The sequence below is a fragment of the Hymenobacter arcticus genome (assembly GCF_054779975.1).
The window spans coordinates 1-25,195 of sequence record NZ_BAAGXF010000014.1; the positions used below are offsets into that span (position 1 = coordinate 1).

Annotated in this window: 24 protein-coding genes; 20 read left to right on the forward strand and 4 right to left on the reverse strand. The window is 62.0% G+C overall.

Features of this window, described 5'->3' with window-relative positions; translation table 11 throughout:
* The 3 genes from ACYVGC_RS19260 to ACYVGC_RS19270 form a co-directional block, all read right to left on the reverse strand.
* Positions 1-861, reverse strand: an 861-nt coding sequence (locus tag ACYVGC_RS19260) for a phage integrase SAM-like domain-containing protein (RefSeq protein WP_460585487.1), incomplete at its 3' end; no start/stop codon positions are given.
* A 291-nt stretch (positions 862-1,152) separates the two neighbouring features.
* Positions 1,153-1,425 carry a hypothetical protein gene (locus tag ACYVGC_RS19265; protein ID WP_460585488.1) on the reverse strand — a complete coding sequence of 91 codons (273 nt, stop codon included), beginning with the start codon at positions 1,423-1,425 and terminating at the stop codon, positions 1,153-1,155.
* Between the two features lie 62 nt (positions 1,426-1,487).
* Positions 1,488-1,970: a hypothetical protein gene (locus ACYVGC_RS19270; RefSeq protein WP_460585489.1), complete on the reverse strand. Its 483-nt coding sequence runs from the start codon at positions 1,968-1,970 to the stop codon at positions 1,488-1,490.
* Positions 1,971-2,227: 257 nt separating this feature from the next.
* Between ACYVGC_RS19270 and ACYVGC_RS19275 the strand changes: the two genes are divergently transcribed.
* From ACYVGC_RS19275 to ACYVGC_RS19320, 10 genes are all read left to right on the forward strand, one after another.
* Complete coding sequence (locus ACYVGC_RS19275; RefSeq protein WP_460585490.1) at positions 2,228-2,686, forward strand: hypothetical protein; 459 nt, start codon at positions 2,228-2,230, stop codon at positions 2,684-2,686.
* A 590-nt stretch (positions 2,687-3,276) separates the two neighbouring features.
* Entirely contained in the window at positions 3,277-3,762 is a 486-nt protein-coding gene (locus tag ACYVGC_RS19280) for a hypothetical protein (RefSeq protein ID WP_460585491.1), read from the forward strand.
* Positions 3,763-3,880: 118 nt separating this feature from the next.
* The gene (locus ACYVGC_RS19285) at positions 3,881-4,054 is read left to right on the forward strand and encodes a hypothetical protein (protein ID WP_460585492.1); all 174 of its coding nucleotides are present in this window, start codon (positions 3,881-3,883) and stop codon (positions 4,052-4,054) included.
* Between the two features lie 361 nt (positions 4,055-4,415).
* Positions 4,416-4,547 carry a hypothetical protein gene (locus tag ACYVGC_RS19290; RefSeq protein ID WP_460585493.1) on the forward strand — a complete coding sequence of 44 codons (132 nt, stop codon included), beginning with the start codon at positions 4,416-4,418 and terminating at the stop codon, positions 4,545-4,547.
* Between the two features lie 147 nt (positions 4,548-4,694).
* The gene (locus ACYVGC_RS19295) at positions 4,695-5,252 is read left to right on the forward strand and encodes a hypothetical protein (protein ID WP_460585494.1); all 558 of its coding nucleotides are present in this window, start codon (positions 4,695-4,697) and stop codon (positions 5,250-5,252) included.
* Positions 5,253-5,325: 73 nt separating this feature from the next.
* The gene (locus tag ACYVGC_RS19300) at positions 5,326-5,577 is read left to right on the forward strand and encodes an Arm DNA-binding domain-containing protein (RefSeq protein WP_460585624.1); all 252 of its coding nucleotides are present in this window, start codon (positions 5,326-5,328) and stop codon (positions 5,575-5,577) included.
* An 8-nt stretch (positions 5,578-5,585) separates the two neighbouring features.
* Positions 5,586-5,840 carry a hypothetical protein gene (locus ACYVGC_RS19305; RefSeq protein WP_460585495.1) on the forward strand — a complete coding sequence of 85 codons (255 nt, stop codon included), beginning with the start codon at positions 5,586-5,588 and terminating at the stop codon, positions 5,838-5,840.
* 108 nt (positions 5,841-5,948) lie between these two features.
* The gene (locus tag ACYVGC_RS19310) at positions 5,949-6,635 is read left to right on the forward strand and encodes a site-specific integrase (protein WP_460585496.1); all 687 of its coding nucleotides are present in this window, start codon (positions 5,949-5,951) and stop codon (positions 6,633-6,635) included.
* A 61-nt stretch (positions 6,636-6,696) separates the two neighbouring features.
* Positions 6,697-7,350 (forward strand): porin family protein, encoded by a 654-nt coding sequence (locus tag ACYVGC_RS19315; protein WP_460585497.1) that lies wholly within the window; start codon positions 6,697-6,699, stop codon positions 7,348-7,350.
* 760 nt (positions 7,351-8,110) lie between these two features.
* Entirely contained in the window at positions 8,111-9,151 is a 1,041-nt protein-coding gene (locus ACYVGC_RS19320; protein WP_460585498.1) for a YncE family protein, read from the forward strand.
* An 86-nt stretch (positions 9,152-9,237) separates the two neighbouring features.
* Here the strand turns inward: ACYVGC_RS19320 and ACYVGC_RS19325 are convergent, their stop codons facing one another.
* Positions 9,238-9,678 carry a PepSY-like domain-containing protein gene (locus ACYVGC_RS19325; RefSeq protein ID WP_460585499.1) on the reverse strand — a complete coding sequence of 147 codons (441 nt, stop codon included), beginning with the start codon at positions 9,676-9,678 and terminating at the stop codon, positions 9,238-9,240.
* Positions 9,679-9,917: 239 nt separating this feature from the next.
* Between ACYVGC_RS19325 and ACYVGC_RS19330 the strand changes: the two genes are divergently transcribed.
* The 10 genes from ACYVGC_RS19330 (at position 9,918) to ACYVGC_RS19375 (ending at position 25,190) form a co-directional block, all read left to right on the forward strand.
* Complete coding sequence (locus ACYVGC_RS19330; protein WP_460585500.1) at positions 9,918-11,237, forward strand: TolC family protein; 1,320 nt, start codon at positions 9,918-9,920, stop codon at positions 11,235-11,237.
* Positions 11,238-11,304: 67 nt separating this feature from the next.
* Positions 11,305-12,282 (forward strand): efflux RND transporter periplasmic adaptor subunit, encoded by a 978-nt coding sequence (locus ACYVGC_RS19335; RefSeq protein WP_460585501.1) that lies wholly within the window; start codon positions 11,305-11,307, stop codon positions 12,280-12,282.
* A gap of 214 nt (positions 12,283-12,496) precedes the next feature.
* Positions 12,497-15,700: an efflux RND transporter permease subunit gene (locus ACYVGC_RS19340; protein WP_460585502.1), complete on the forward strand. Its 3,204-nt coding sequence runs from the start codon at positions 12,497-12,499 to the stop codon at positions 15,698-15,700.
* Positions 15,701-15,964: 264 nt separating this feature from the next.
* Complete coding sequence (locus ACYVGC_RS19345; protein WP_460585504.1) at positions 15,965-16,144, forward strand: hypothetical protein; 180 nt, start codon at positions 15,965-15,967, stop codon at positions 16,142-16,144.
* 494 nt (positions 16,145-16,638) lie between these two features.
* Positions 16,639-17,424, forward strand: coding sequence for a polysaccharide biosynthesis/export family protein (locus tag ACYVGC_RS19350; protein WP_460585505.1), 786 nt, complete (start codon positions 16,639-16,641; stop codon positions 17,422-17,424).
* Between the two features lie 54 nt (positions 17,425-17,478).
* Positions 17,479-19,869: a polysaccharide biosynthesis tyrosine autokinase gene (locus tag ACYVGC_RS19355; protein WP_460585506.1), complete on the forward strand. Its 2,391-nt coding sequence runs from the start codon at positions 17,479-17,481 to the stop codon at positions 19,867-19,869.
* 197 nt (positions 19,870-20,066) lie between these two features.
* Positions 20,067-21,635, forward strand: coding sequence for a lipopolysaccharide biosynthesis protein (locus ACYVGC_RS19360; protein WP_460585507.1), 1,569 nt, complete (start codon positions 20,067-20,069; stop codon positions 21,633-21,635).
* Positions 21,636-21,717: 82 nt separating this feature from the next.
* Positions 21,718-22,995 (forward strand): O-antigen ligase family protein, encoded by a 1,278-nt coding sequence (locus tag ACYVGC_RS19365; RefSeq protein WP_460585508.1) that lies wholly within the window; start codon positions 21,718-21,720, stop codon positions 22,993-22,995.
* 12 nt (positions 22,996-23,007) lie between these two features.
* Positions 23,008-24,249 carry a glycosyltransferase family 4 protein gene (locus tag ACYVGC_RS19370; protein ID WP_460585509.1) on the forward strand — a complete coding sequence of 414 codons (1,242 nt, stop codon included), beginning with the start codon at positions 23,008-23,010 and terminating at the stop codon, positions 24,247-24,249.
* Positions 24,246-25,190 (forward strand): nucleotide-diphospho-sugar transferase, encoded by a 945-nt coding sequence (locus ACYVGC_RS19375; protein WP_460585511.1) that lies wholly within the window; start codon positions 24,246-24,248, stop codon positions 25,188-25,190. Before ACYVGC_RS19370 ends, ACYVGC_RS19375 begins: the two co-directional genes overlap by 4 nt.
* Positions 25,191-25,195: the final 5 nt, after the last annotated feature.

Genomic DNA, 25,195 nt, shown 5'->3' on the forward strand with positions numbered 1-25,195 from the left:
GTTTACTAGCTGGTTTTTCTGCTTCCATGACAAGGGAAAGTTACTTTCGCCGTGTCCATTTTTACCCGACCACCTCATTCCTTCTCCTTCCGCATACTTCAAAAAGGCTTTGAGCTTCTTGACGTGCGCCCCAAACGTATTGGCGGAATTTCCTCTGGTTACCATCAGGTAGGTCTTGTATTGCCTATAGAATCTCATATCGATGGCGGCGAAGGATATATCAGCGCCAATTACCTCGATAAACTCATTAAGCACCTTGTTCCAGCTTGTCCACATCTGGAAGTCGCGGTCGCTCAGTGTGTTCCGGCGTAGAGTCATAAACTTGACCATAGTGTCTTGATACTCTACCCGCTGGGCGTGTGTTACTCGCTCCCTACGTGGGGGAAGCTTCAACATTATCCGCATCTCCTCGGCTTCCTGCTCAATCTTTGCCAGTTCCTTCGCCATTCGGATGCTCTTATTGACTAGCCACACATAGTGGTCACTCGCTGAGCCACTAGCGAATTTGTCTTCCAATTCCTTCCTATCAGCCTCTTCTTGCTCTCGTATCAATGCTTCGCCATCGCGTTGCCACGCCAACTTATAGTCGGTGCCTTCTTTGCATTTGCCCAGCATGGCAACGGCACGGTGGAAGAGAAGGGTTAATTTATCGTTCCCCTCCTTACTGATAAGGTTCTTTGTGCGAGGGTCGAACTGCGCCTTGATAACATAGAGGTCAGTAGACAGATAACCCAGGGTCATCTTATCGGCACGGCGACGCAACCGGAAGTGTATGAGGTGCCCGCCCTCCTTCTTTGTGAAGTGCCGACTGAGTTCGGGCATGATGCCAATTCCCTTGACTTCCGTGCTGAGGATATTCATAAGGGTGACAAATTACTCAAAAAATATGGGAATACATTCCCACCCAATTGTCACCTTTCTATATAAATACCACCTGAAAGTACTTTAATCACACTTTTAACCTTGCCACTTTTACAGTTTTTATTGTCACCTTGGTGAAAAACAGAAATAAAAAGTGCCTTCAAAGCGGTTTATATGGGGTAGGAATACGCATACTAAACGCTTCGATTCCCCTACGGACTACTAAAAAGGCCCTCACAGCAATGTGAGGGCCTTTTTCTTTATACAGTGTGGCAGTTTGTGTGGCAGTTTTTACCGAATGCTCCCCTTTTGGCGGTCATCGGCTAGCTCGCCCAACTGCTGCTCCAGCTCCAGCGTGTCGCCCTGCTCCCACTCGACGTAGGCCCGGACCCGGTTCGGCAGCGCCCGTATAGCGTCACGGGTTTCGCGCACGGCCTGCACCAGCTCTTGGCCAGCCCCACCACCGGAAGTAGCAGGGGCCGACTTGGTACCAGGTGTGACGAACATGCCCCCATCCTCGAAGTAGCCAGGCTGCCGGCGCACCGGGGCCCCACCGCGGTGCATACTCGTATCAATCAGCTCATCGACTGGGTGCTTGTTGTTGGCGTAGGTGTCGCGGCTCAGAATTATGTAGGCCTCGTATCAATCAGCTCATCGACTAGGTGCTTGTTGTTGGCGTAGGTGTCGCGGCTCAGAATTATGTAGGCCTCGCCTCGCTCCCACTCGCCCAGGTGCTCACCGGTGGCCCCGTCCACCATGCGGATGCCGCCGCCCGAGTGGCGCTGGCCCACGCCGGCCCGAGCATTAATGCGCCCACCGTTTGCGAAGGGCTGCACATTATCGCGCCAGGTAGGCTTGGGGCCACCCACTATCCCGCCCTTTTCAAACTCAGGAATATCTGTTGCGATAATCTTGGCGATGCTGGCAGCCCCCGTTATGTCGACAGCAATCATGAGCGGCACGTTGGGCGAGGCCTTTATTACGGAAAGTGCCGTCTGAATCACGGCCTGGGCAATTTTGAGTTCCTTTTCCTTCTCGGCCGCCCGCTTCTTAACGGCCCGAGTCTGCGCATCGTAGATTCTGCTCGATGCTGGCTTTCTGCGACTCATACAGTTCCTTTCTAACGGTACCCGCCTTATAATCAGCATATAACTTAGCTAGCCGGGCTTTTACAGGTGCTTCTGGCGCTCGGTCATGGCTTGTGTTTGATACAGTTCGCCCGGCGTGCGCTTACTTGCGCTCGCTCGGTACTGGACATGTCACAAACATACGAGAATGACTTACAATTAACAGCTTACCATGGTAAGCTTTTTTGGAATTAGATTACAAAGTGCAGCGACATCTTATAAATGAGCGACTAAGTTTTTTGCTGAAATCCTTTCAGCTAAGCGCACGCGCCTTTAGCGAAACGATTGGAGAGAAGCCCACTATCACCCAGAACTATGTGGGCATCCGTAACTCGATGCCAGGTGCTGATTACTTAGAAAAGGTGATGAAGCGCTTTGACAGCATTAATCCCACTTGGCTTTTGGTAGGTGAAGGCGAGCCATTCAAGGAAGGCTCCGCTCCCAACCAGAACCAAACAAATATTTCAGGTAAGAAAAATACCGTAGCTGTAGCTGGCACGAACAACGGCACTGCTACTACCAATAACTACAACCTAGCCGACTGCGAGAAGGAGCGCGACAGCCTTCGGGCCGAGCGCGACAGCCTAGCCAAGCAAGTAGAACTGCTCAACGGCCAGCTCCAGATGCAGAAGACCATCATCGAGGGCAAAGACCAGATGCTGGACTTGCTGAAGGGTGGGTTTAATCGACCTAATTGATATGCAGTACAGATTACTACGCTTCGCGGCAATCCTACTATTATGCAGTTTGCCAGCAGTCGCCCACGCTGAGTTCATTGATTATGCAGGAAACCTCATAATGAAGGGGTTATCCATTATGATGTGGGTAGCAATCGGCATCGCCATCCTCCTTTACCTACTATTCCGCCGCCCTAACGCTCATAATCCCCCCCCTCCCCCTAAGCAGTGGCCTCCTAAAGAGTAGTGTAACTGCCCCTAAGTAGCTCCCGATGCCGGAGTTGCGGCGGGGTGGGTTTAACCGACCGAATTGATATGGGCGTTGCGGCGAGTCTTTTTGTTTTCTTATGCTGGCTGCTAGCCTTCCTTAGCTGGTGCCTACCGCCCGCCATATTTATGGCCACATGTGTGCTTGTAGCAAAGAACTTTTTAAAAAAGCGTCGGGCCGCCCAGCCAGCTACTTCTTTACACCGGATAAAAGCCGAGTTAGGCGTACTCGTAGCCATCGTTACCCTCTTGGTTTACAGCGTAATTGACCTCTCCCGGTGGCTAGCCCGCCAGCGGCGCAGGCGCTTCTAACAACCACACTATCACTACACTGCTCATTACTCATGATTTTACGCTTACCTCCTATTTACCCGTTGGCGATGCTGCTCTTAGTGAGCACACTGGGATGCTCCAAAAAAAACGACCCGGCTGCTACCCCAGCCATTGGTACGGGCAGCTACAAGATTAGCGGGCGCTTAGTAAGTGGGCAGTCGAGGGCTTACGTCCAGGCAACTGCTACTGGCCAGAAAACCAATGTGCTATACATCAGCCTTTCGGATACTCCTACGCTTCAAAACAACACTCAAACGGTATTGCTCACCTTCGAGAAGCCTGTTGGCCAGCCTAGTACGGCTTACCAGCTTACAGCTATGGTCTACGCGCCAAATAATACTAACAGTTTCGATGCGGTCAGCTTCAACAATCAGGTGACGACTATTCAAGAAACCAGTACCGGAGTCTTCTCAGGTACTTTTTCCGGCAACTCCTCCACGGCACCCGCTACGGGTGTCACTCTAACCGAGGGCGTTTTCACGGGCGCACGGCTTTAATTTCTGCTATGCGAGGCAGAATTGCTGGTGAAACTATCACAATGCTACGCACCAGCTACAACCGGCCTAACTAGTCTTGCAATGCATGCAAGCGAGCATTAAACCGACCTATCTATCCATGCCATCTCTTTCTACCGCTGCTCCACACTTGGCTGGGGTGTCCATTTCCAACAAGAAAGCCCTCCTCGTACTCTTCGTTATCGTCGTCGTGCTGGCCAGTTTTGGCAAAGCTCCGACCACGCCCCCGGTGGCAGTGCCCGAAAACAAAGGCCACGTTGATACCCATCCTTAGTTCAAGCAGTTGCCAAAAAACGCAGTGGCCGCCCCTACGCCTTTAACAATGTGCAGCTAGACAACTGCCAGCGCGACCTAGCCACAGCCAAAAATGAAAGCGAGCTACTCCGAGAGCAGTTCGCTTCCAAGGATGCCCTTCTAGCGGCGAAGGATGTAGTGATTGCCGCCAAAGACGAAACATTACCCTACTGCGCGCCAGCTACAACCGTCCTAACTAATGAAATGCGCTTACGATGGATAGTATTGGGGGTACCAGTATTCCTCCTCATCTTCCTGTTTTTTCTTTTTGTGGCTGCTTACAACCATATACTAGAAGCAGAAAGATAAAAAGGCTCTGATTCATTTTATAAGAAAAATTTATGAAAATCACCCGCCAGCTGCGCCTCGATGCCCTAGCCGCTGACGGCACCGCCCCCATCCAGCTCACCATCAGCTGGGAGGGCAACCGCCTGCGCGTGGGCACTGCGTTAACTAGGCTGCTCAAACCCTAGCCCCGCGGCCCCAGCATTTACTTCCGTTACCAAAGGGACTAGTATCAAGCTCGGTGCTAGTCCTTTGCTTATATAGCCTAGGGAGGTGCTCGGTAGCTTAGTAGCACTTACTCAAGATTTTTTGCTGTTTCGCTCGTGGCATATCTTTTGCGTTTGCCACGAGCCACGTACGCCAGCCCCTCTCGCATGCAGCTACAGCTACTTCATCAAACCACCTGCCTCGCTGCTTATTACGACCACAGTAACGACTGGCTATTTCTGGATTGGGCAGGCGACGTTACCCTACCCATGGTACAAGAAGCCTGCGTAGAGCTAGCTACCTGCTTTCTGCACCGTCCCTATGCATGCGTGCTCAACAACAACGACCAAGTAACGAGTGTTGACCTAAACGTGGCGGTGTGGCTAGCCACCGATTTTCTACCTCACATGACCCTGGCCGGCCTGGAAAAAGTAGCCTGGATTCGCTCGCCCTCGGTGCGGGGGCAGGGCATGATTCAGACTATTCTCAGGTTGCTACCGGGCCCCATCATCCACGACTTCGATAACTTGGCTGATGCCATCTACTGGCTTCAACGCACCCGGCCTACGCAGCGGCAGCCCTGTATCCCCGTGCGCTCCGCAGCCACTCAAGCCAAGCTGGCGCAGGAGGTGCGGGCGTTCCTGCAACGCCTGGAAACCAAGGCAACAAAAGCGGCAACGGGGTAACTGCGGACAACGTGCCAAACAGTTTTCTGAAAGGGTTGCCTACCTTGGTAACTCATGAAAAATCACCCGCCAGCTGCGCCTTGATGCCCTCGCCGCTGATGGCACCGCCCCCATCCAGCTCACCATCAGCTGGGAGGGCAACCGCCTGCGCCTGGGCACCGGGGCCATGGTGCGCCCCGAGCACTGGGACGGCCAGCAGGTGAAGGTGCAGACCGGCACCCCGCACACTAGCGTAAACCCGCGTCTGAACCGGGTTACCGAAGCCGCTGCCGAGGCCCAGCAGCTGGTGCCAAGCAGGGCCGCCAGCTGCCCAAGGCCAAGCTAAAAGCAGCCGTGGATGCGGCCCTGGCCCTCACGCCCGTGGTAGTAGCCGAAGCCCCCGCCCCTACCCCGGCCGCCGCGGGCTTCGCAGCCATAATGACCTGCTGGATAGGCGAGCCCAGCCGCCGGCCGCGCGCGGGCGCGGGCAAGCCCCTCTCCAAGCTGGCCTTGGCGGGCCTTGTGGCCATGCAGGCGCGCTTCACCCAGTACGCCCAGGTGCGGGGCACGGCGCTGCACCCCGAGTCGCTGGATTTGACGTTCTACTAGGACTTTCGCACCTACGTCATCGACGAGCTGGGGCAGAGCGTGAACACCTTCGGCAAGCACATCGACCGGCTCAAGACCTTTCTGACCTAGTACGAGGATGAGCTGGATTTGCCCGTGCACCGCCACGTGCGGCGCTTTGTGGCCCCGCGCAAGCGCGGCCGCGTCGATACGCTCACCGAAGCCGAGCTGCTGCGCGTGGCGGGCCTCAACTTCCAGGACGCCGACACCCGCGCCCGCCTGCTGGAGCTACGCGCCGGCGTGCGCGCGCAAACCAACCGGCGCGGGGAATGGAGCGCCGAGCGCTGGGTGGCCCACGTGGAGCTGGCCCGCGACAAGTTTTTGGAGTGCTGCTACACCGGCCTGCGCATCAGCGACGCCAACCGCGCCGCCTGGAAGCACGTGCACGGCCAGATGCTGGTGCTCGACGACTCGGCCAAGAACGGGGTCACGGTCTACATCCCCTTCTACGACGACGATTTCTTTAAGCCCGTGGCCCTGGCAAGCCGCTACGAGCACCGCTCACCCCTCGACCTCCTAGCGCCCGAGTGCTACCGGGCCAACGAGTGCCTGGCCCTGGTGCAGCAGCTTTTCGGCCTCACCCGCCTCAAGCTCACCACCAAAATCGGGCGCAAAACCTTCGTCACCCTCAAGCTCTACCAGGGCGTGCCGGCCCGGCTCATCATGCAGGCCACCGGCCACCAGACCGAGGAAGCCTTCAACCACTACGTGGGCATTGACGAGATTCGACTACTGGAGGAATTTATGCGCAAGTCGGCCCGGCGGCGAGTGGCGTAGGGCCGTGCAACCCTTGCGGGTAGCCCCGGCTCTTCACTACAGCCTCATCTTTTCCTCCAGTATGAAACGCTTTTCCGTTCTTCTCCTCAGCGGCCTACTCCTCACGGGCGCGGCCCACGCGCAACTGGGTGTGCGCGTGGGGGGCAGCCTCTCCAAGCTGCGCACGACCACCGGCACGAATCTCTACAACAGCTCCGATTCCCGGCTTGGCTACCAGGTAGGCGTCACCTACCAAGTGCCCCTTATACCGCATCTCTCGTTAGTGCCCGAGGTGCAGTATAGCAACGAGCACACCACGCTCTCGGAGGCCAGCTACGCTATTGCGGACGTATTCTTCGAAGCCGATTCTCGCTTGAGCCTGCACTACCTCAACGTACCGGTTCTGTTGCGCGCCGCGCTCGGCCCGGTGTACGTAGAAGCCGGCCCCCAAGCCAGCCTGCTGCTGGGCGGCCGCCAAACGGGCACCATTACTACCGGCGGCTGGGGCGTTAGCAACACGATACGCGCACTAGACCAGTCGGTTACGGAAAGCAACCGGCGCTTCGATGTGGGCCCCTGCGTCGGCATCGGCGCGCAGCTACCGGCGGGCCTGGGCCTCAACGTGCGCGCCTACTGGGGCCTTACCACGCTCAACAAAGAGCGCAGTATTTTTGATGGGGAGCACCAGCGCCGGAGCCTGCAAGCCTCGCTCACCTACCAGTTGCCCACGCGCTAGTAGTGTGGCAATTTGTGAGGCAGTTTTGCTGCTTACCGGGGCCAAGCCAAGAAAGGCCATGAACATCAAATCCGCGTTAGCGGCAAACTGGCGCACTTAGCTCAGCCTGGCACCACCCGGTATGGCACTCTTTTCATCACCTACGGACTACTAAAAAGCCGCTTTACAGCACGGAGGGCGGCTTTTTTCGTATTGGGGTACGCCATGAAATACAAAAGGCAAACCAACAGCGGAGGTGCTGGGGTGCTGCACAGCGCAGTTACATCTATCGTGCATGATTTGAATACGTTGCACCGCGGATTGCTTGGCCGGGCACTCACCCCGATGGCCATTATACTCAACGGGCGCACGCAGCAACTGCCTAACAGCCTCTGGGCGATTATCTTTTGGAGAATAGGGGCTGGGGTTTCAAGCTCAACATTGGCTTCCAGGTAGTTGGCCACGGCGCAGGGCTTGCCCATAACCACCATCCTCAGCCGTTGGGGCAGGGCCGGCAGCCGGTTACAACAGGCCGGCTGGCCGGGTGCCAGGTGTAATACGTTGCCCAAAGAATCGACGGTATTGTGGTGCCTGGTGGAGAAGCCGCCCCAGCTACGGCCGACACTCGACGGACGCCGCGCTTTTTTGGATGAGCACCGCTCTATGTGCCCTTGCCAGCTACTGGCTGCCAGCTACCGACGGGGAAACGTACACGTTCTCCAGCTTCCCCACAGAATCGGTTTTCACCTTGCGGCCTCCAATTGCCTATCCAGCTCAACTGATGAAAAACTTGTTGCTCCTGGCGCCGCTGGCGCTCACCTTTGGTAGTGGCGCGGCCCCAGCCCCCAACGCATCGGCTGCCACCCCACCCTACCGCCTGCTCCACACGATTGCCGTGGGCGGCGAAGGCGGATGGGACTATCTCCAAGTGGACCCGGCCGGCAAGCGGCTCTACCTCTCGCACGGTGCGCAGGTGGAGGTGGTAGACCTGGCCACCCGCAAGGTGGTGGGCACCATCGCTAACACGCCCGGCGTACACGGTATCGAGGTGGTACCCAGTGCCAACCGGGGCTATATCACCTGTGGCCGTAGCAACACTTGTGTGGTGTTTGACCTGACCACTCTCCGGGCCATTGGCGCGCCCGTGCCCACCGGCCCCAAGCCCGACGCGCTGCTCTACGACGCGTTTTCCGAGCGCGTGTTCCTCTTTAGCAACGATGGGGGCAAAAGCACCGTGCTCAATGCCGCCACCGGCGCGGTAGAAGGCACTGCCGAACTGGCCGGCGACATCGAGGCCCCGGCTACCGATGGCAAGGGCCACATTTTTGTCAATGTGGAGGACAAGGGCGAGGTCATCGAGTTTGACGCCAAAACACTGGCCGTGCACTTGCGCCACAAGCTGGCCCCCGGCGAAGAGCCCACCGGCCTGGGCTACGACCCCAAAAATAACCGCCTCTTCAGCGCCTGCGCCAACGAGAAGCTGGTCGTGACCGATAGCAAGACCGGCAAGCAAATTGCCGTGCTGCCCATTGGCAAAGGGGTCGATGGGGCCGTTTTTGACCCGGCTACGCAAAATATCGTGACCTCCAATGGGTCGGGCACATTCACCGTCATCCACCAGGATTCGCCCACCAAGTACACCGTGGTGGCCACCATACCCACCGCCCGCGGGGCCCGCACCATCGCCCTCAACCCCGCCAACCACCACCTGTTTACCTGCACCGCCGACTACGGCCCCACGCCGGCCGCCACCACCGACAACCCGCGCCCGCGCCCCAGCATCGTGCCCGGCACGTTCCGGGTGCTCGAATACGGCCAGTAGAAACCGCCTGCGCCAGACATTGCAAAGCCCGCCAGCGTGAAGCACTGGCGGGCTTTTTAGTGCCAAAAAACAGGCTATAAAAGCGGCTATTTCCTGGCTAGCGTACCGTCGGCGTTGAAGAGAACGTCCTGCTTCTTACCGCCTTTGCGCACCTCGGCCTCGTAGGTGGTGGTACCGCTGGCCGACACGATGGTGGCCGCCTCCTGCACGCTGTACGCCTTGTAGTCGCTGGCCAGCTTGGCACGCACCGGGGCCGGCAGCTGGCTCGGCAACACAGCCGTTTCGGTTTCCAACAGTTCACCAGTGGGCGTGATAACGGCCGACATCGCTTTGCCATTCAACCGGAAGCCTGCTTCGAACTTGTCGCCTTCCTTTTCCCAAGTGTTGGTTTTGGCGGCTGGAAACCTGGCCCTGAAAGTAGCCTTGGCGGCGGCCGGCACCTGCGCAGGCTGTAGCACCTGCGCGTGGGTGAGGGCGGGAGAAGTGAGGGCCCCGGCCAGCGCGGTGAGCATGAGTGCTTGCTTCATGAATTAACGAGGAGAATGGGGGAAAGTAGTCGCTAAAGCTAGCGTCCAATACTGGGTACTTTCTGTCGCTACCACAGCAACTTACCTTTTTCAGAGGCTCCTCGGTGGCCCGGCCAGCGCCTCCTTTGCCGGTAGGGCGGGCCCGTTACATCCTTCTTTAGGCCCCCACTGCTACTTCGCAACGCTGGCCCGGGCCTGTTCACCCGTTTTTCCTCAGAATCCGGGCTGAACTTTGCCGCATGTTTCCTTTCCTTCGCCTGCTATCCGGCCTATTGCTTATCGGGAGCCTGGCCCACGCGCAAGTAAACCCGCCCGTGCTGGGTGCCCTGCCGGCCCTTGTGCCGGCGGCGGCGGCCGGGCAGCGCGCGCTGCCCGATTTTCTGGCTACGGCCTACCAGCGCAGCCCGTTGCTGGGCGACCTGCGCAACCAAGTAGCCCAAAACCAACTCGACAGCCTGCGCCGTAAGGCGCAGAATGGCGTGCAGGTGGCGGGCGTGGGGGCGGCGGTGGTTACGCCGGTACTGACCAATAAAAACGGCGACCAGGTGGTGGGCTACGACCAGGCCGTGAGCAACGGCGGCAACTACGCCAGTTTCGGGCAGGCCACCAAGCCCGTGCTCAACCGCTTTCAGCTCCAAACTGATTACCGCATTCTGGGCAACCAGGGGCTGGTGCTGCGCAACACTGGCGCCCTCTCGCAGCTCGATTTACGGCGGTCGGTGACCGACCAGTTTCTGACGGCTTACGCGGCCCAGCTTCAGCTCAATTTCAGCCGCACGCTGCTGACGCAGCTGCGCCAGCAGGACAGCCAGCTGCGCCAGCTCGTGAACGCGGGCATTTTCAAGCAGACCCAGTACCTGAGCTTCTATCTGTCGGTGCGCACCCAAGAAGTAACCGTGGAGCAAAACCGCCTCGTATACCGGCGCGAGCTGGGCACGCTGCGCTACCTGGCCGGCGTGGGCGATACGGCGCTGCTGGCCCTCACCCCGCCCGAGCCGCCTACCCACCGGGGGCTGGCGGGCCTCAATTCCATCACCCAGCGGCGCTATAGCCTTGATAGCCTACGCAATGTACTTGACCACCAGGCAGTGGATGCCAGCTACCGGCCCAAGCTGAGCGCGGTGCTCGATGCGGGCATCCAGTCGTCGCAGCCGGCGCTGCTGGCCCTGGGCCACAGCACCGGCTTTGGCGCGGGGTTCTTATTAGCGCTGCCCATCTTCGACGGCCACCAGCGGCAGCTGCAGTACCAGCGCATCGACCTGAGCGAGCAGAGCCGCCGGGGCTACCGGCAGTTTCTGACGGTGCAGCGGCAGCAGCAGTACGACCAGCTGCGCGGCCTCGTGCGGGCCTCGCAGGGCCTGGCGGCCCGCATTCGCGAGCAGCTGCGGGTGGCCGAAGCGCTGGTGGGCGCCGCCCAGCAGCAACTGGCGACGGGCGACGTGCTCATTCTGGATTACCTCAACCTCGTGACGAGCTACCGGACCCTGCAATTCAGCCTCAGCCAGGCCGAAACCGACCGGCTGCGCAGCGAGTATGCGCTTGATTACTTGGCGGAATGAGTTGCGCAGTTGGCTGGCTTTCCCATGTTAAGTTCTGTGAATTTATAAAAATCGTTTGTCCTTCTTGATGTTCAACCGCCTTTTTGCTACCTGCCTTCTGATAGCCCTTGCGGCCTGCCACTCGGGCAGCAGCCCCGCCGATGCCCCCGCTGCCGATGCCCCCGCCGAAGGCGAGGCGGAGGTGAAGCCCCGCGCCCTGGTGACGGTGGACACCGTGCAGCGCGATACCATCAGCGACGTGTTGCAGCTGAGCGCCGTGTCGGCCTTTCCGGCCAAGGACGTGCTGCGGGCCACTACCACTGGCTACCTGCTGGCCCCCGTGCCGGTGCCGGGCCAGCGCGTGCGCGCCGGGCAAACCATTTTTACCCTGCAAACCAAGGAGAGCCGGGTGCTGCACCTCGATAAGCTGACTGGTGACCCGCGCCTGCGCTTTTCGGGTATTATCCAGATAAAAGCCAGCCAGGCGGGGGTGCTGGCCACCGTGGATAAGCTAGCCGGCGACTACGTGCAGGACGGGGAGCAGCTGGCCCTGAGCTACGACCGCGCCCGCTTCGGCTTCGTGCTCGACGTGCCCGTGACGCAGCTGCGCTACGTGCACACCGGCCAGTGCTGCCGCATCAAGCTGCCCGATGGGCGCGTGCTGCCCGGCCGCGTGGCCCAGGAGCTGGCCACCGGCGACGCTACCCTGCAAACCCAGCGCTACACCGTGCTGCCCACCGGCCCCGTGCCCGATTTGCCCGAAAACCTCGCCGTGCAGGTCGAGCTCGACCGCACCGCGCCGCACCTCACCCCCACGCTGCCCCGCGCCGCCCTGCTCACCGACGAAACCCAGACCGAATTCTGGGTGATGCGCCTGCTCAACGACTCGACCGCCGTGAAGGTGCCCGTGACGGTGGGCAACCAGCAAACCGACCGCGTGGAAATCAAGTCGCCCACTTTCACCAGCCGCGATAAGATTCTGCTAACCGGCAACTATGGCCTCGACGATACGGCGGCCGTGAAGGTGCAGCGGACCGGCCAGGCGCTGCCGGCGGCGGCCGAGTAGGGCCGCTTTACTTCCTTACAGAACCTGTTTGAGTTAGCTATATGTCGTCTGTCATTGCGGGCACAGCGCGGCAATCGCCCCAGAACGACACCCGAACGACTCGTTCTAGGGCGATTGCCGCGCTGCGCTCGCAATGACAGACGACTATAGAACAGCTTTCCCGCTTTCCCCCAAAAAGCTAACAGCCAACAGCTGCTAGCTAACAGCTTAAAAAATGCGTATTCCTTTTTTGCAAGCCTACAAGGCCCCCATCGCGGTGCTACTGGCGCTGGCACTCGCCTTGGGCGGGCTGGCCTACCGGCGGCTCACGGTGGCCTTGTTTCCGGAAGTGACTTTCCCGAAGGTGAAGGTGATTGCCGACGTGGGCCTCGCCCCCGTGGACCGCGTGATGGTGACCGTGACCAAGCCCCTGGAAGACGCCATGAAGCAGGTGCCCGGCCTGCGCTTGCTGCGCTCGACCACCAGCCGGGGCTCGTGCGAAATCTCGGCTTACCTCAACTGGGGCGTGGACGTGGTGCAGGCCCAGCAGCTCATCGAAAGCCGCCTCAACCAGGCGCGGGGCAACCTGCCGGCCAACATCAACATCAGCGTGGAGCGCATGAACCCAGCCATTCTGCCGGTGATGGGCTATACCCTGGAAGCGCCGGGGCACTCGGCCCTGGAGCTGCGGCGGCTGGCCCTGTACACCATTAAGCCGTTTATCTCGCAAGTGGAGGGGGTAGCGGCGGTGCAGATTCAGGGCGGGCGCACCAAGGAGTACGAGGTCGAGCTGATTCCGACCCAGCTCGCCGCCCTGGGGTTGGGACCCGACGACGTGCAAACGGCCCTGAACAACACCAATTTCGTGCTCTCGAACGGCTACCTGGCCGACTACCGCCGCCTCTACCTGACGGTGACGGACGCCACCATTCTGCAAAAAGAGGACCTCGAAAACGTGGTGCTGCGCAACGACAACCGCCGCATTGTGCGCCTGGCCGACGTGGCCACGGTGCGCATCGGTGAGCAGCCCGAGTACATCCGCATCAACGCGAATGGCCACGACGCGGTGCTCATCTCGGTGCAGCGCCAGCCGGCCGCCAACGTGGTGGAAGTCAGCAAGGGCGTGGCCGCCAAGGTGGCGGCGCTGCGCGTGGGCCTGCCCCGCGGCATCAAGCTGGAGCCCTACTACGACCAGGCCGATTTTGTGTCGGAAGTCGTGCGCTCGGTGCAGGACTCGCTTTGGATTGGGCTGGCGCTGGCCTTGGTAGTGACGTCGCTGTTTTTGCGCTCGTGGCGGGCCTCGCTCACACTGGTGCTCACCATTCCGGTGGCGCTGGCGCTCACGCTGGCGGTGCTCTATTTCGTGCTGGGCTACTCGCTCAATATTATGACGCTCGGGGCGATTGCCGCCGCCATCGGCCTCATGATTGACGATGCCGTGGTGATGGTGGAGCAGCTGCACCGCGTGGGCGAGGAGCACCCCACCGCCACGCCCGGCGAGGTGGTCGAGCGCTCAGTCAAGCACCTGCTGCCCGCCCTGATAGGCTCCAGCCTCAGCACCATCGTGATTTTCCTGCCCTTCGCCCTGCTGGGGGGGGTAGCGGGCGCTTACTTTAAAGTGCTGGCTACCACGATGGTAGTGGCGCTGGTGTGCTCGTTCTTCGTGGCCTGGCTGGGGCTGCCGGTGGCGTACCTGCTGCTTTCTAAAGCTGTTAGCTCAAAGCCGTTAGCTGTTAGCTCCTCTTCGCTGGAAGAAAAAGCCGACCTGCGCGACGATGAAGCCGAAGGCAGCAGCTTAAACCAGAACGAAGCTAAAGGCCAGCAGCTAAGGGCCGCATCAAAGGCCCCCGCTAACAGCTCAACCCAGACCCCGCACCACGATATTCCGTGGGTACGCTCGGTTATCCGCCATCCGGCGTACAGCGTGGTGGGCACGCTGCTGCTGGTCGGGCTCATGGTGTTCATCATTCCGCGCCTGGCCACGGGCTTTTTGCCCGATATGGACGAGGGGGCCATTGTGCTCGACTACCACTCGCCGCCCGGCACCGGCCTCGACGAAACCGACCGCATGCTGCGCCAGGCTGAAAAGCTCATCGTGAAAGTGCCCGAAGTAGCCAGCTACTCGCGCCGCACAGGCACCCAGATGGGCTTTTTCATCACCGAGCCCAACAGCGGCGACTACCTCATTCGCCTCAAAACCGACCGCCAGCGCAGCACCGAGGAAGTAATTGCCGACCTACGCCAGCGCATCGAAGCCACCGAGCCGGCGCTGGTGGTGGACTTCGGCCAGGTGATTGGCGACATGCTCGGCGACCTCATGAGCACCGTGCAACCCATTGAAATAAAGGTATTTGGCTCCGATGCCACCCAGCGCTACGCCCTGGCCAACCAGGTAGCCGACGTGGTAACCAAAACCGCCGGCACGGCCGACGTTTTCAACGGCATCGTGCAGGTGGGCCCCAGCGTGGACGTGCGCCCCGACCCGCGCAAGCTGGCCCAGTTTGGCCTCACGGCCACCAATTTCCAAACGCAGCTGCAAACGCAGCTCGGCGGCACGGTGGCCGGCAACGTGCTCAGCGGCGAGCAGCTGCTCAACATCCGGATGCGCTACCCGCAGGCCGCCCAGGCCACCCTGGCCCAGATGCGCGGCGAGCCCGTGTTCCTGCCCAACGGCCAGCGCCGCCGCCTCGATGAGCTGGCCACCGTGACCGTGACCACCAGCAGCGCCGAGCTGGAGCGCGAAAACCTGCAAGCCATGACCGCCGTCACGGCCCGCCTCGATGGCCGCGACCTGGGCTCGGCCATGCAGGAAATTCAGCAAAAAATAGGGCGCGACGTGCCCCTGCCGCCCGGCTACTTCATCCAGTACGGCGGCTCGTATGCCGAGCAGCAGCAGTCGTTTCAGGAGCTGCTCACCATCCTGGGCACGGCGTGCCTGCTGGTGTTCACGGTCGGCCTGTTCCTGTTTCGTGACCTCAAGGCGGCGGGGCTGATTCTGCTGGTGGCCATATTGGGGCCGGCCGGCGGCAGCCTGGCGCTGTACCTCACGGGCACGCCGCTCAACGTGGGCTCCTACACCGGCCTCATCATGGTAGTGGGTATCATTGGCGAGAATGCCATCTTCACCTTTCAGCAGTTCAACGACTTCCGCGCCGAGGGCGGGCCGGTGGAGGCGGCCATTGCCTATGCCATTGCCGCCCGCCTGCGCCCCAAGCTCATGACGGCGCTCTCGGCCATTGTGGCGCTGGCCCCGCTGGCCCTCGGCATCGGGGCGGGCGCGCAGCTGCACCAGCCGCTGGCCATCGCCGTTATCGGCGGGTTGCTGCTGGCGCTGCCGCTGCTGCTGGTAGTGCTGCCCAGCCTGCTGCGCCTGGCGTATGGAAAAGGTGAAACGCCCCCCGCCGCCCCCGCCCCGCAGGCTGGCTCCGTGCCGGCCTAGCGGCGAGTGCTGAAGTACTGCGTTTGGAAGTAACCAGTTGATTTTCTACCCAATAGCTAGGGCTACCAATACCCTGGCTTGACGGAATGTCCATAGGATTGGGTTAGAACATTGCGGCTCCTAATTCATTTCTGCTTTCTTATAAGATGACATAATAAACTGTTATTCAGCACTCTATTCAAACAAAAGGATAGAAACTGAGGAATAATTATGCATTTTAAAGCCAACTAATGCGGTTGGCTATTTTTTAAGCTGCCAGGGCTGGTGCTGATGGTATTGCTGGAGAGCCTGGGCGTGGCCCGGGCGCAGGCGGGAGTTGTGCGGGGCACGCGCCAGGAAGTGGGTACGGGCCAGCCCATTCCGTTTGCCAGCGTGGTGCTGCTGCGCAGTGCCGACTCCACATTTGTAGGCGGGGGCGCAGGCCAGCGAAGCCGGCGCGTTTGAGCTGGCTAAGGTGCCGCTGGGGCAGTAGGTGCTGCGCGCTACCGCCGTGGGCTACCGCACCGAAAAAACACTGGCCGTAGGGTACAACCCAGAAAGGGCCGCGCGCCGTGGGCACGGGCAAAAATGACAAAAGTCAGGCTGCAAAGTGATGCTGGTCAATTGGGTGGCTACGGGGCAGCCCGCACCTTTGCCGGTGCTTTGAAATAAGCATTATTCCAAGGACAAGTAGCATAAAAAGGCATACCAGAAAGACTCGATTTCAAGTCAGCAGGGGGATTAGTGCAGCGGTGAGCGGCCACCGCCTGGCGGCTAAGGAACCGCGGTTTTTTAGCCTAAACATGATATTAGTCATATTTTTTCCTGAAAATTTCACTTTCCTTTGGCCATTGGTTTTCAGCTCCTTGCAAGCAGTACTGTTTTCCTTACTACCGGGGGCTACGGCGCAAATCCACTGAGCCTTATCTACTCCTCACGCCCTCACTTCGCCTTCGCATATGCGAACACCTCTATTCTGCTTCCGGTTTTTGGTACCCCTGGTGTGCGCCTTGCTGGCGCAGGGCTGCATTTCGCAGCGCCAACTACCTTATTTACAAAGCACTAGCTACTCCTTATCGCAGCCCCAGGAAACGGTGGCGGCGCGGCCGGTGTATCACTTGCAGCCCAGCGACGTGCTCTCCATTCGGGTGCAGAGCGTGCAGCCCGAGCTCAACGACCTGTTCAACATTTCGGATGCGCGCAGCCTGGCGGCCAGCGACCCCAGCACGCTGTACCTCAACGGCTACTCGGTGAATGCGGAGGGCCAGATTAGCCTGCCCACCGTGGGCAAGCTGCAAGTGGGCGGCCTCTCGGTAGAGCAGGTGCAGGCCCTTGTGCAGCAGCGGGTTACCAGCTTTGCCAGCGGGGCCAACGTGCTGGTGAAGCTTATCAGCTTCAAGCTGACGGTGCTGGGCGAGGTGCGCGCGCCGGGCCGCTACTTCGTGTACAATGGGCAGGCCAACGTGCTGGAGGCGCTGGGTCTGGCCGGCGACCTCACCGAATATGGCAACCGTCAGAATGTCAAGCTTATCCGTCAAACGCCCAAGGGCTCGGAGGTGGTGCTGCTCGACCTCACCGACCCTGCGCTGCTGCGCTCGCCCTACTACTACCTGCTGCCCAACGATGCGCTGTACGTGGAGCCGCTGAAGGCCCGCACCAGCCGCACCAATGCCAACAACCTGGGAATTGTGTTTGCCGGTATTTCGGCCATCGTGCTACTGCTTAGCTATATCCGCCTCAATTAAGGCGCTTTGGCAACCAGACTTTTTTGCTTCACCGCTGCTTTTTCCTGCTGGCTTATGGCTTCCCAACCCTTACCGACCCTGCCGAGCGACGAGCTTGATTTGCACGCGCTGCTGTTTCGGCTGCGGCGGCGCTGGCCCCTGTTTGCAGTGGGCCTGGCGCTGGCGGGGCTGCTGGCGCTGCTGTACCTGAAGGTGGCGGCCCCAGTGTACGCCTTCCGGGCCACTATGCTACTGGGCGACCAGGCCACGGGCTCGCGCCGGGCCCAGGAAATGATGCAGCTGATGGAGGTGCCCAATAAGGGCATGAAGATGGAGGACGAGGTGGGCCTGCTCACGTCGGCGCGCATGGTGCGCGAGGCCGTGAGCCGGCTGCCCTACGCGGTGTCGTACTTCGTGGTGCCCGCCTCGTGGCTGAATGCCGTGCGGCCCCTGCAAGTGCGCGAGCAGCCGACGGCGCTGGTGCCGTTTCGGGTGCAGGTGAGCTTGCGGGCCCCGCAGCTCACGGGGGTGCGCATATTTGTGACGCCCACCGGCCCCGGCCGCTACCGGGTGCAGGCCACCGCCGCCAAGGGCCAGCTGGTGCACCTGCCCACCGGCGACCTGGTGCAGGAGCTGCCCGACGTGCAGCTCGACGAAACGGTGGCGGCCGGCGACTCGCTGCGCACCCCGCTGCTGCGCTTGGTGCTGACCCCGCAGCCGGGCGCTGACCAGGCAAAGCCTGGCACGCGCTACTTCTTTGTGCTTAATGACTTAACATCGGCCACCGACCACTATGCGGGCGAGCTGGCGGTGCGGCCCATCGACCACGAGTCGCGCATTGTGGAGCTGCGCACCAAAGGCGTGGTACCCGCCCAGGCCACCATGTTTTTGGACACCCTGATGGCGGTGTACACGGCGGCCGACCTGCGCGAAAAGAACCTGACGGGTCAGAAAACGCTGGCCTTTTTGGATGACAAAATAGCCCGCCTGGCCGGCACGCGCCAGCAGGGGGCGGCGGCGCTCTCCAGCTTTCGCACCACACGGGGCGTGGTAGATGTGGGGGCCCAGTCGTCGTCGGGCATTCAGCAGCTGGGCGCCCTCGAAATGGCGCAGGCCAAGGCCCTCACCAGCCGCAAATATTACCAGAACATGCTGCGCTACGTGCACGACAACCAAGGCACTGGCCAATTGCTGTCGCCCAGTAGCGTGGGCGTCGAAAACCCGGTGCTGGACAACCTCATTTTGCAGCTCAACCAGCTGAGCACCAAGCGAGCCGAGCTGGGCGTGAACGCCAGCGCCATTAACCCGATAGTGAAGAAGACCGACGAGGCCATTCGGGCCACCAAGGAGTCGCTGGCCAGCATGCTCACCAACATGAGCCAGGCCGCCGACATTGGCCTGCGCGACGTGACGGGCCAGCTAACCCAGGTGCGCACCCAAATGAGCCGCATGCCCGAAAACGAGCGGCAACTGGCCGCCCTGCGCAGCGCCAACGACTTCAACGACAAGAACTACACCTTTTTGGCGGAGAAGCGCAACGAGGCGGCTATCGCCCTGGCTACCAATGCCTCCGACAAGCACGTGGTGGACCGCGCCCGCCTGGTGGGCGGCGGGGCCGAGGCGCCCAAGCCCCTGCTGGTGGGCCTGCTGGCGCTGCTGGCCGGGCTGGGCGGGCCGGTGGCCCTGGTGCTGCTGCTCGACGTGGCCAACCGCCGCGTGCAGCGCCCCGAAGACCTGGCCCTGCTCACCACCATTCCGGTGCTGGGGCTGGTGGCGCACGGCACCACGCAGTTCAAGCCCCACTCGGTAGCCAACCCCAAGGAGCCGATTACGGAGTCGTTTCGCTCCATGCGCGTGAACCTGCAGTACCTGTCGGGCTCGGGCGATAAAAAGGTGCTGGGCATTACGTCGTCGGTGCCGGGCGAGGGCAAAACCTTTTGCGCCGTGAACCTAGCCACCGAGCTGGCCCTGAGTGGCCGGCGCGTGCTGCTGCTGGAGTGCGACCTGCGCCGCCCCACCGTGGCCAACTACTTCGACCGGTACGCCGGGCCCGGCCTGGCGGCCTACCTGGCGGGCCAGGCTACCCTCGACGAAGCCCGCCGCCCCAGCGGCATCGAGGGCCTGGAGCTGCTCTGCTGCGGCCCCGTGCCCCCCAACCCCACCGTGCTGCTCGAAAGCCAGGCCATGAGCGCCCTTATGGAGCAGCTGCGCACCGAGTACGACTACCTGGTGCTCGATACGCCCCCCATGGGCTACGTGGCCGAGTTTTTTGTGCTGATGCGCCACTTCGACGCCAGCCTCTACGTGGTGCGCCAGAACTACACCGACAAGGACATGCTGACCCAGATTGACGAGCTGCACCAAAAGCAGAAGATAGCCAACCTCTTCCTGGTGCTCAACGATGTGCACTTTGCCAAAACCTACGGCTACGGCCACAAAGCCAACGCCTACGCCTACGGCCAGTAATTCTTTGTCTGTTAGTTATTTAGGAAATAGCCAGGCTGTCATGCTGAACGCAGTGAAGCATCTCTACCGCTTCATCTGGACCGTTCAACGAAGCGGTAGAGATGCTTCACTGCGTTCAGCATGACAGCCTGACTACTTCCTGAATGATTAGCAGATAACAGCTAAATCTACTCTTCTCTCGCTGCGTCCGCTTCGCTATGACGACCACGACCAAGCCCCAGACTTCGCTGGGAGCCGCGGCCCTGCGCGGCATCAAATGGACGACTGCGGCGGCCGTGCTCACGGCCCTCATGCAGGTAGGCTACACGGCCATTATGGCCCGCCTGCTCGACCCCGCCGCCTTTGGGCTGGTGGCGCTGGCGGGCGTGGTGCTGCGCTTCGGCGGCTACTTTGCCGAAATGGGTTTGGGCCACGCCATTGTGCAGCGCCCCCAGCTTAGTGCCAACGACTTACGCGCCTCCTTCACGGCTTCGCTGCTGCTGGGCCTGCTGGTGGCGGGCATCTTCTGGGCGCTGGCCCCGCTATCGGTGCTGGTGCTCAAGAACCCGGCGGTAGTGCCGCTGGTGCGGGCCCTGGCGCTGGGCTTCGTGGTGGCCTCGGTGGGCCTCACGGCCACCAGCGTGCTGCGCCGCAACATGCGCTTTGAGGTGCTGGCCAAGCTCGATGTGCTAGCCTACTTGCTGGCCTATGGCGGCGTGGGGCTGGGCAGCGCCTGGGCCGGCGCGGGCGTGTGGAGCCTGGTGGCGGCCAGCCTGGCCCAGCAGCTCATTAGCGGGCTGGGGGCCTACGCGCTGGTACGGCACTCGGTGCGCCCGCTGCTGGGCTGGCAGCACTACGCGGCGCTGGTGGGCTACGGCAGCCGCGTATCGGTCATCAGCTTTTTAGAATTCATCAACAGCAACCTCGATACCCTGCTCATTGGGCGGCTGCTGGGGCCGTTGGCGCTGGGGTTCTACAACCGGGCCTACATGCTGCTGCAGCTGCCCATGTATTTCCTCACCAACAGCGTGGCGCGGGTGGCGTTTCCGGCTTTCAGCCAGGTGCAAACCAACGTGCCGCAGCTGCGCGGCCTCTACCTGCGCAGCAGCACGCTGGTGGGCACGCTGGTGCTGCCGCTGTGCGCGGGCGTGGCCGTGGCCGCCCCCGAGATGGTGCGGGTGCTGCTGGGCGCCAAGTGGGCGGCCTCGGTGCCGGTGCTGCAACTATTGTGCGTGGCTATTCCGCTGAACCTGACCACCTTATTCGCGGGCATTGTGGCCGATGCCCGCGCCAACCTGCACCGCAAGGTGCTGCTCAACGTGCAGGCCATTGCATTGATGGTCAGCCTGTTCTGGCTACTGCACGGCTACGGTATTATGGGCATTGCGGTGGCCGTGGGGCTGAGCGAGGCCGGGCGGGCGCTGCTCTACATGCGCGTGACGCACCACGACCTGGGGGTTGGCTACGGGGCGCTGTTCGGCATCTACGGGCCGGGGCTGGGCTACAGCGCGGTGGTGGCGGCCTGCATCGGGCTGCTGTCGGTGGGGGTGCGGCCGCTGGGCTGGCCCACGCTGGCGGTGTTTGGGCTGCAACTGCTGGCCGGGGCGCTGGCCCTGGCCGGGCTGCTGCTGCGCTGGCCGCCCCGGGAGTTGCGCCCGGTGCTGCAACGCGCCTTGCTGCGGTTGTCGGCCGCGTCGCTGTCGCCCACCTGGACGCAGAGCCGCCTGCGCCGCTACGCCGTGGATTTGGGGCCGTTGGCCGCCGCTGAGCCGGTTTTGGCCAGCTAACCAGCCGGCCGCATAGCTAGCTAACTTACAGTAGGTAAATTACTTATAAAAATTATACTTTTCTGCTTCACGCTGCCTCCTCATGATAATCTCGACCCGCCCCCTCAAGCTACTGCCGCTGCTGCTGGCGCTGGGCGGCGAGCAGGCTGCCTGGGAGTTTTTTTATAAAGATGCCGACGAGCCCGTACTGCTCACCTACCGGCTGCTGGTGCTGGTGCTGGGCCTGGCCGCGGCGGTGTGGTACTGGCGGCGTATGGAGCGCGCCGTTGGCGTAACGATGTTGCTGGCCGCGGCTTACGTGGGCGGGCTGGCACTGGAGTCGTACGCCACGCACGGCCAGTGGGTGGCGCACATGCACGTGTTTTCCAAGGTAATCGCGCTGTTTGTGGCCTATGGCACCTATGGTTACTACCACCGGCGGGGGCTGCCGCCGTTTCGGGGGCTGGTGGGCATTATGTACGCGATGCTGCTGCTCAACCTGCTGCTGGTGCACCCCGAGGCCCTGAGCTTACAGGCGTTTCTGGACACGGAACGGGGCTTTTCGGCGGGCTCGGCGCTCATGCTGGTACTGCCCACGCTGCTGTGCCTCAACTGGTACCTGCAACGCGGCAACCTGCTGCTGCTGGGGCTTTTCTTCGTGAGCATCGCCCTGATTGTGTTTTTGCAGCACCGCTCGGTGTGGCTCACCATGCTGGTGGCCCTGCCCCTCAATGTGCTGCTGCTATGGTGGCGGGTGCCGAGCGCCCGGTTTTCGCCCCAGCGCCTGGTGCTGCTGGTGGTGCTGCCCGTGGTGCTGGCGGGCGTGGGCGGGCTGGCCACCATTCTGCAAAACCCGGCCATCACCAAAAAGCTGGTGGCCAACTACGACGACATCACCCACGCCGATAAGCAGGGCACCGGCAACTGGCGCTTGCAGCAAATGCAGGCCTACGCGCCCCTCATTGCCGAGCGCCCGCTGCTGGGCTGGCGCCAGGAGGGCTTCGACCTGCCCATGCAGTTCTACGACCCGTCGTCGGACCAGCCCATGTGGCCCGATGGCACGGGGCACCACTTCCACAGCTTCTACCTGGACCGCCTGTTTTACTTCGGCTGGCTGGGCTTGCTGCTGGTGGTAGTGCTACCTTTTATTCAGGTAATCAGGCGCTTGGCACACCCCGCCCCACTCACGGCCGAGGCCGTCGCGCTGGTGGGCCTGGCGGCGGGCTGCCTGGTATTTGGCCTGTCCTACGACTGGCCGGTGTACATCTACGCTTTTCAGGGGCTGCTGCTGGCCACCATGGCCCTGCCCGCCCCGGGGGCGGCGCCCCAGCCCGTGGCCCCGCGGCGCACGCGGGCCGCCGAACCCGTTTTTGCCACTTAACCTTCCGCTGCTATGCGCCCCCTTAACATCCTGTGGCTCACGACCCATCCGCACCCCAGCACGCAAGAAGCGGGCTCGCCCTGGATTATCAGCCTCATCGACCAGCTGGCCCGCCGGCCCACCGAAATCGCGCTCACGGTGCTGAGCACCAGCGCCGGCATGGCCGCGCCCGTGGAGCACTTTTCTACCAATGGAGTACGGTACATTTATTTGGAGGTACCCGCCCGGCGGGCCGATATTTTGTCGCTTTACCGCCGCCGCGTGGCCGTGCTGCGCGACTACGTGGCGCGGCACCACCACGCGTACGACGTTGTGCACGTGCACGGCTCGGAGGCGCAGCTGCACGTGGCCACGGCCGGCATTGCCACGCCGGTGCTACTCTCGGTGCAGGGCATTGTGTGGGAGTACCTGAAGGTGCTGCCCGTGGCCGACCCCATGCGGCGGTTTTTGTGGCTGCTGGCCAGCTACTACGAGCTGCGCTACCTGCCGCCCGTGCGCCACGTGTCGTGCCGCACCACCTGGGACAGCGCCCTGAGCCGCCGCTTCAGCCCCGGCTGTGAGGTGCATGTGAACTGGGAAATGATTCGGCCCCAGTTCTTTGCCCTGGATTGCGCCGCCGCACCCGCCCCCGAGCCGGGGCGGCCCCACCTGCTGTTTATGGGCGGCTCGCAGGTGATGAAGGGCTACCGCGAAGTGCTGGAAGCCTTCGACCTCATTCGGCAGCAGCAGCCGGCCAAGCTCATCGTGGTGGGCCAAACCGAGCCGGCGCACATCTGGCGGCACATCCGGCGGCGGGGCCTCACAGCCATCGGCCCCCACGACCTGGAGCTGCGCGGCATGCAGGCCGTGGCCGACCTGCCGGCCCTGCTCAGCGGCACGTTTTGCCTGCTGCACCCCTCCTACATGGACAACAGCCCCAACACCATCTGCGAGGCCCAGATTGCGGGCCTGCCGGTGGTGGCCACGCTGGTGGGCGGCGTGGGCTCGCTGGTAGCGCACGAGCGCACCGGCCTGGCCGCCCGCCTCGACCCGCGCGACATTGCCGACCAGGTGCTGCGCCTGTGCCGCGACGAGCCCCTGCGCCAGCGCCTCAGCCACGAGGCCCGGCAGGTGGCCCGCACCCGCCACGACCCGGCTACCATCACGCAGCGCACCCTGGATATTTACCGCGCCATGCTGGGCCCCGGCCAGCCGGCCCCGGCACCCGCGGCCCCCAGCCGGGCGGCGGCCACCCCACAGCTGGTAGCGTCATGACGCCAGCCCCACCCCCAGCCCTGGCCACGCCGGTGCTGCTGCTCATCTTCAACCGCCCCGACACCACGCGGGCGGTGCTGGCCGCCATTCGGCAGGCGCGGCCGGCGCGGCTCTACGTGGCCGCCGACGGCCCCCGCCCCGGCCACCCCACCGATGCCGAAACCTGCGCCGCCGCCCGCGCCGTAGTACTGGGCGGTATAGATTGGGAATGCCAGGTAACCACGCAGTTGCGTGAGCGCAACCTCAACTGCGGCGTGGGCCCGGCCGCGGCCATCAGCTGGTTTTTTGAGCACGAGGAGGCCGGCATTATTCTCGAAGACGACTGCGTGCCGAGCGCCAGCTTTTTTGGCTACTGCCAGGCGCTGCTCACCCACTACGCCCACGATACCCGCGTGATGCACATCGGGGGCAACAATTTCAGCCAGGAGGCCCGCCGGCCGCTGCCGCCGGGGGCCGACTCGTACTATTTCTCCGACCAGGTTAATAGCTGGGGCTGGGCCACGTGGCGGCGGGCCTGGCAGCTCTTCGATTTTCAACTAGCTGATTTTGATTCTATTGTAAATAGCGGCCAACTTAAGGGCAGCTACAGCTCGGCGCTCGAAAACCGCTACCGCCTGGCCAAGATTGCGGGCGTGCGGCAGCTGCCCGCGCCGGCCCACGTCTGGGACTACCAGTGGCATTTCGCCATTGTGGCCAACTCGGGGCTGTGCACCGTGCCCGCCCAAAACCTGGTGGGCAACGTGGGCTTCGGTACCCTGGGCACCCACACCCTCGATGCCACCGACGAGCTGGCCAACGTGCCCACCGCCGAACTGCCCCTACCCCTGCGCCACCCGCCCCGCGTGCTGGCTGACCGCGCCCGCGACCGGCAGCGCTTCCGCGAGTTTTTGCGGGGCCGCGTGGTGGCCAAGGTGCGGCGCGTGCTGGCCAAGATGAAGTAATAATT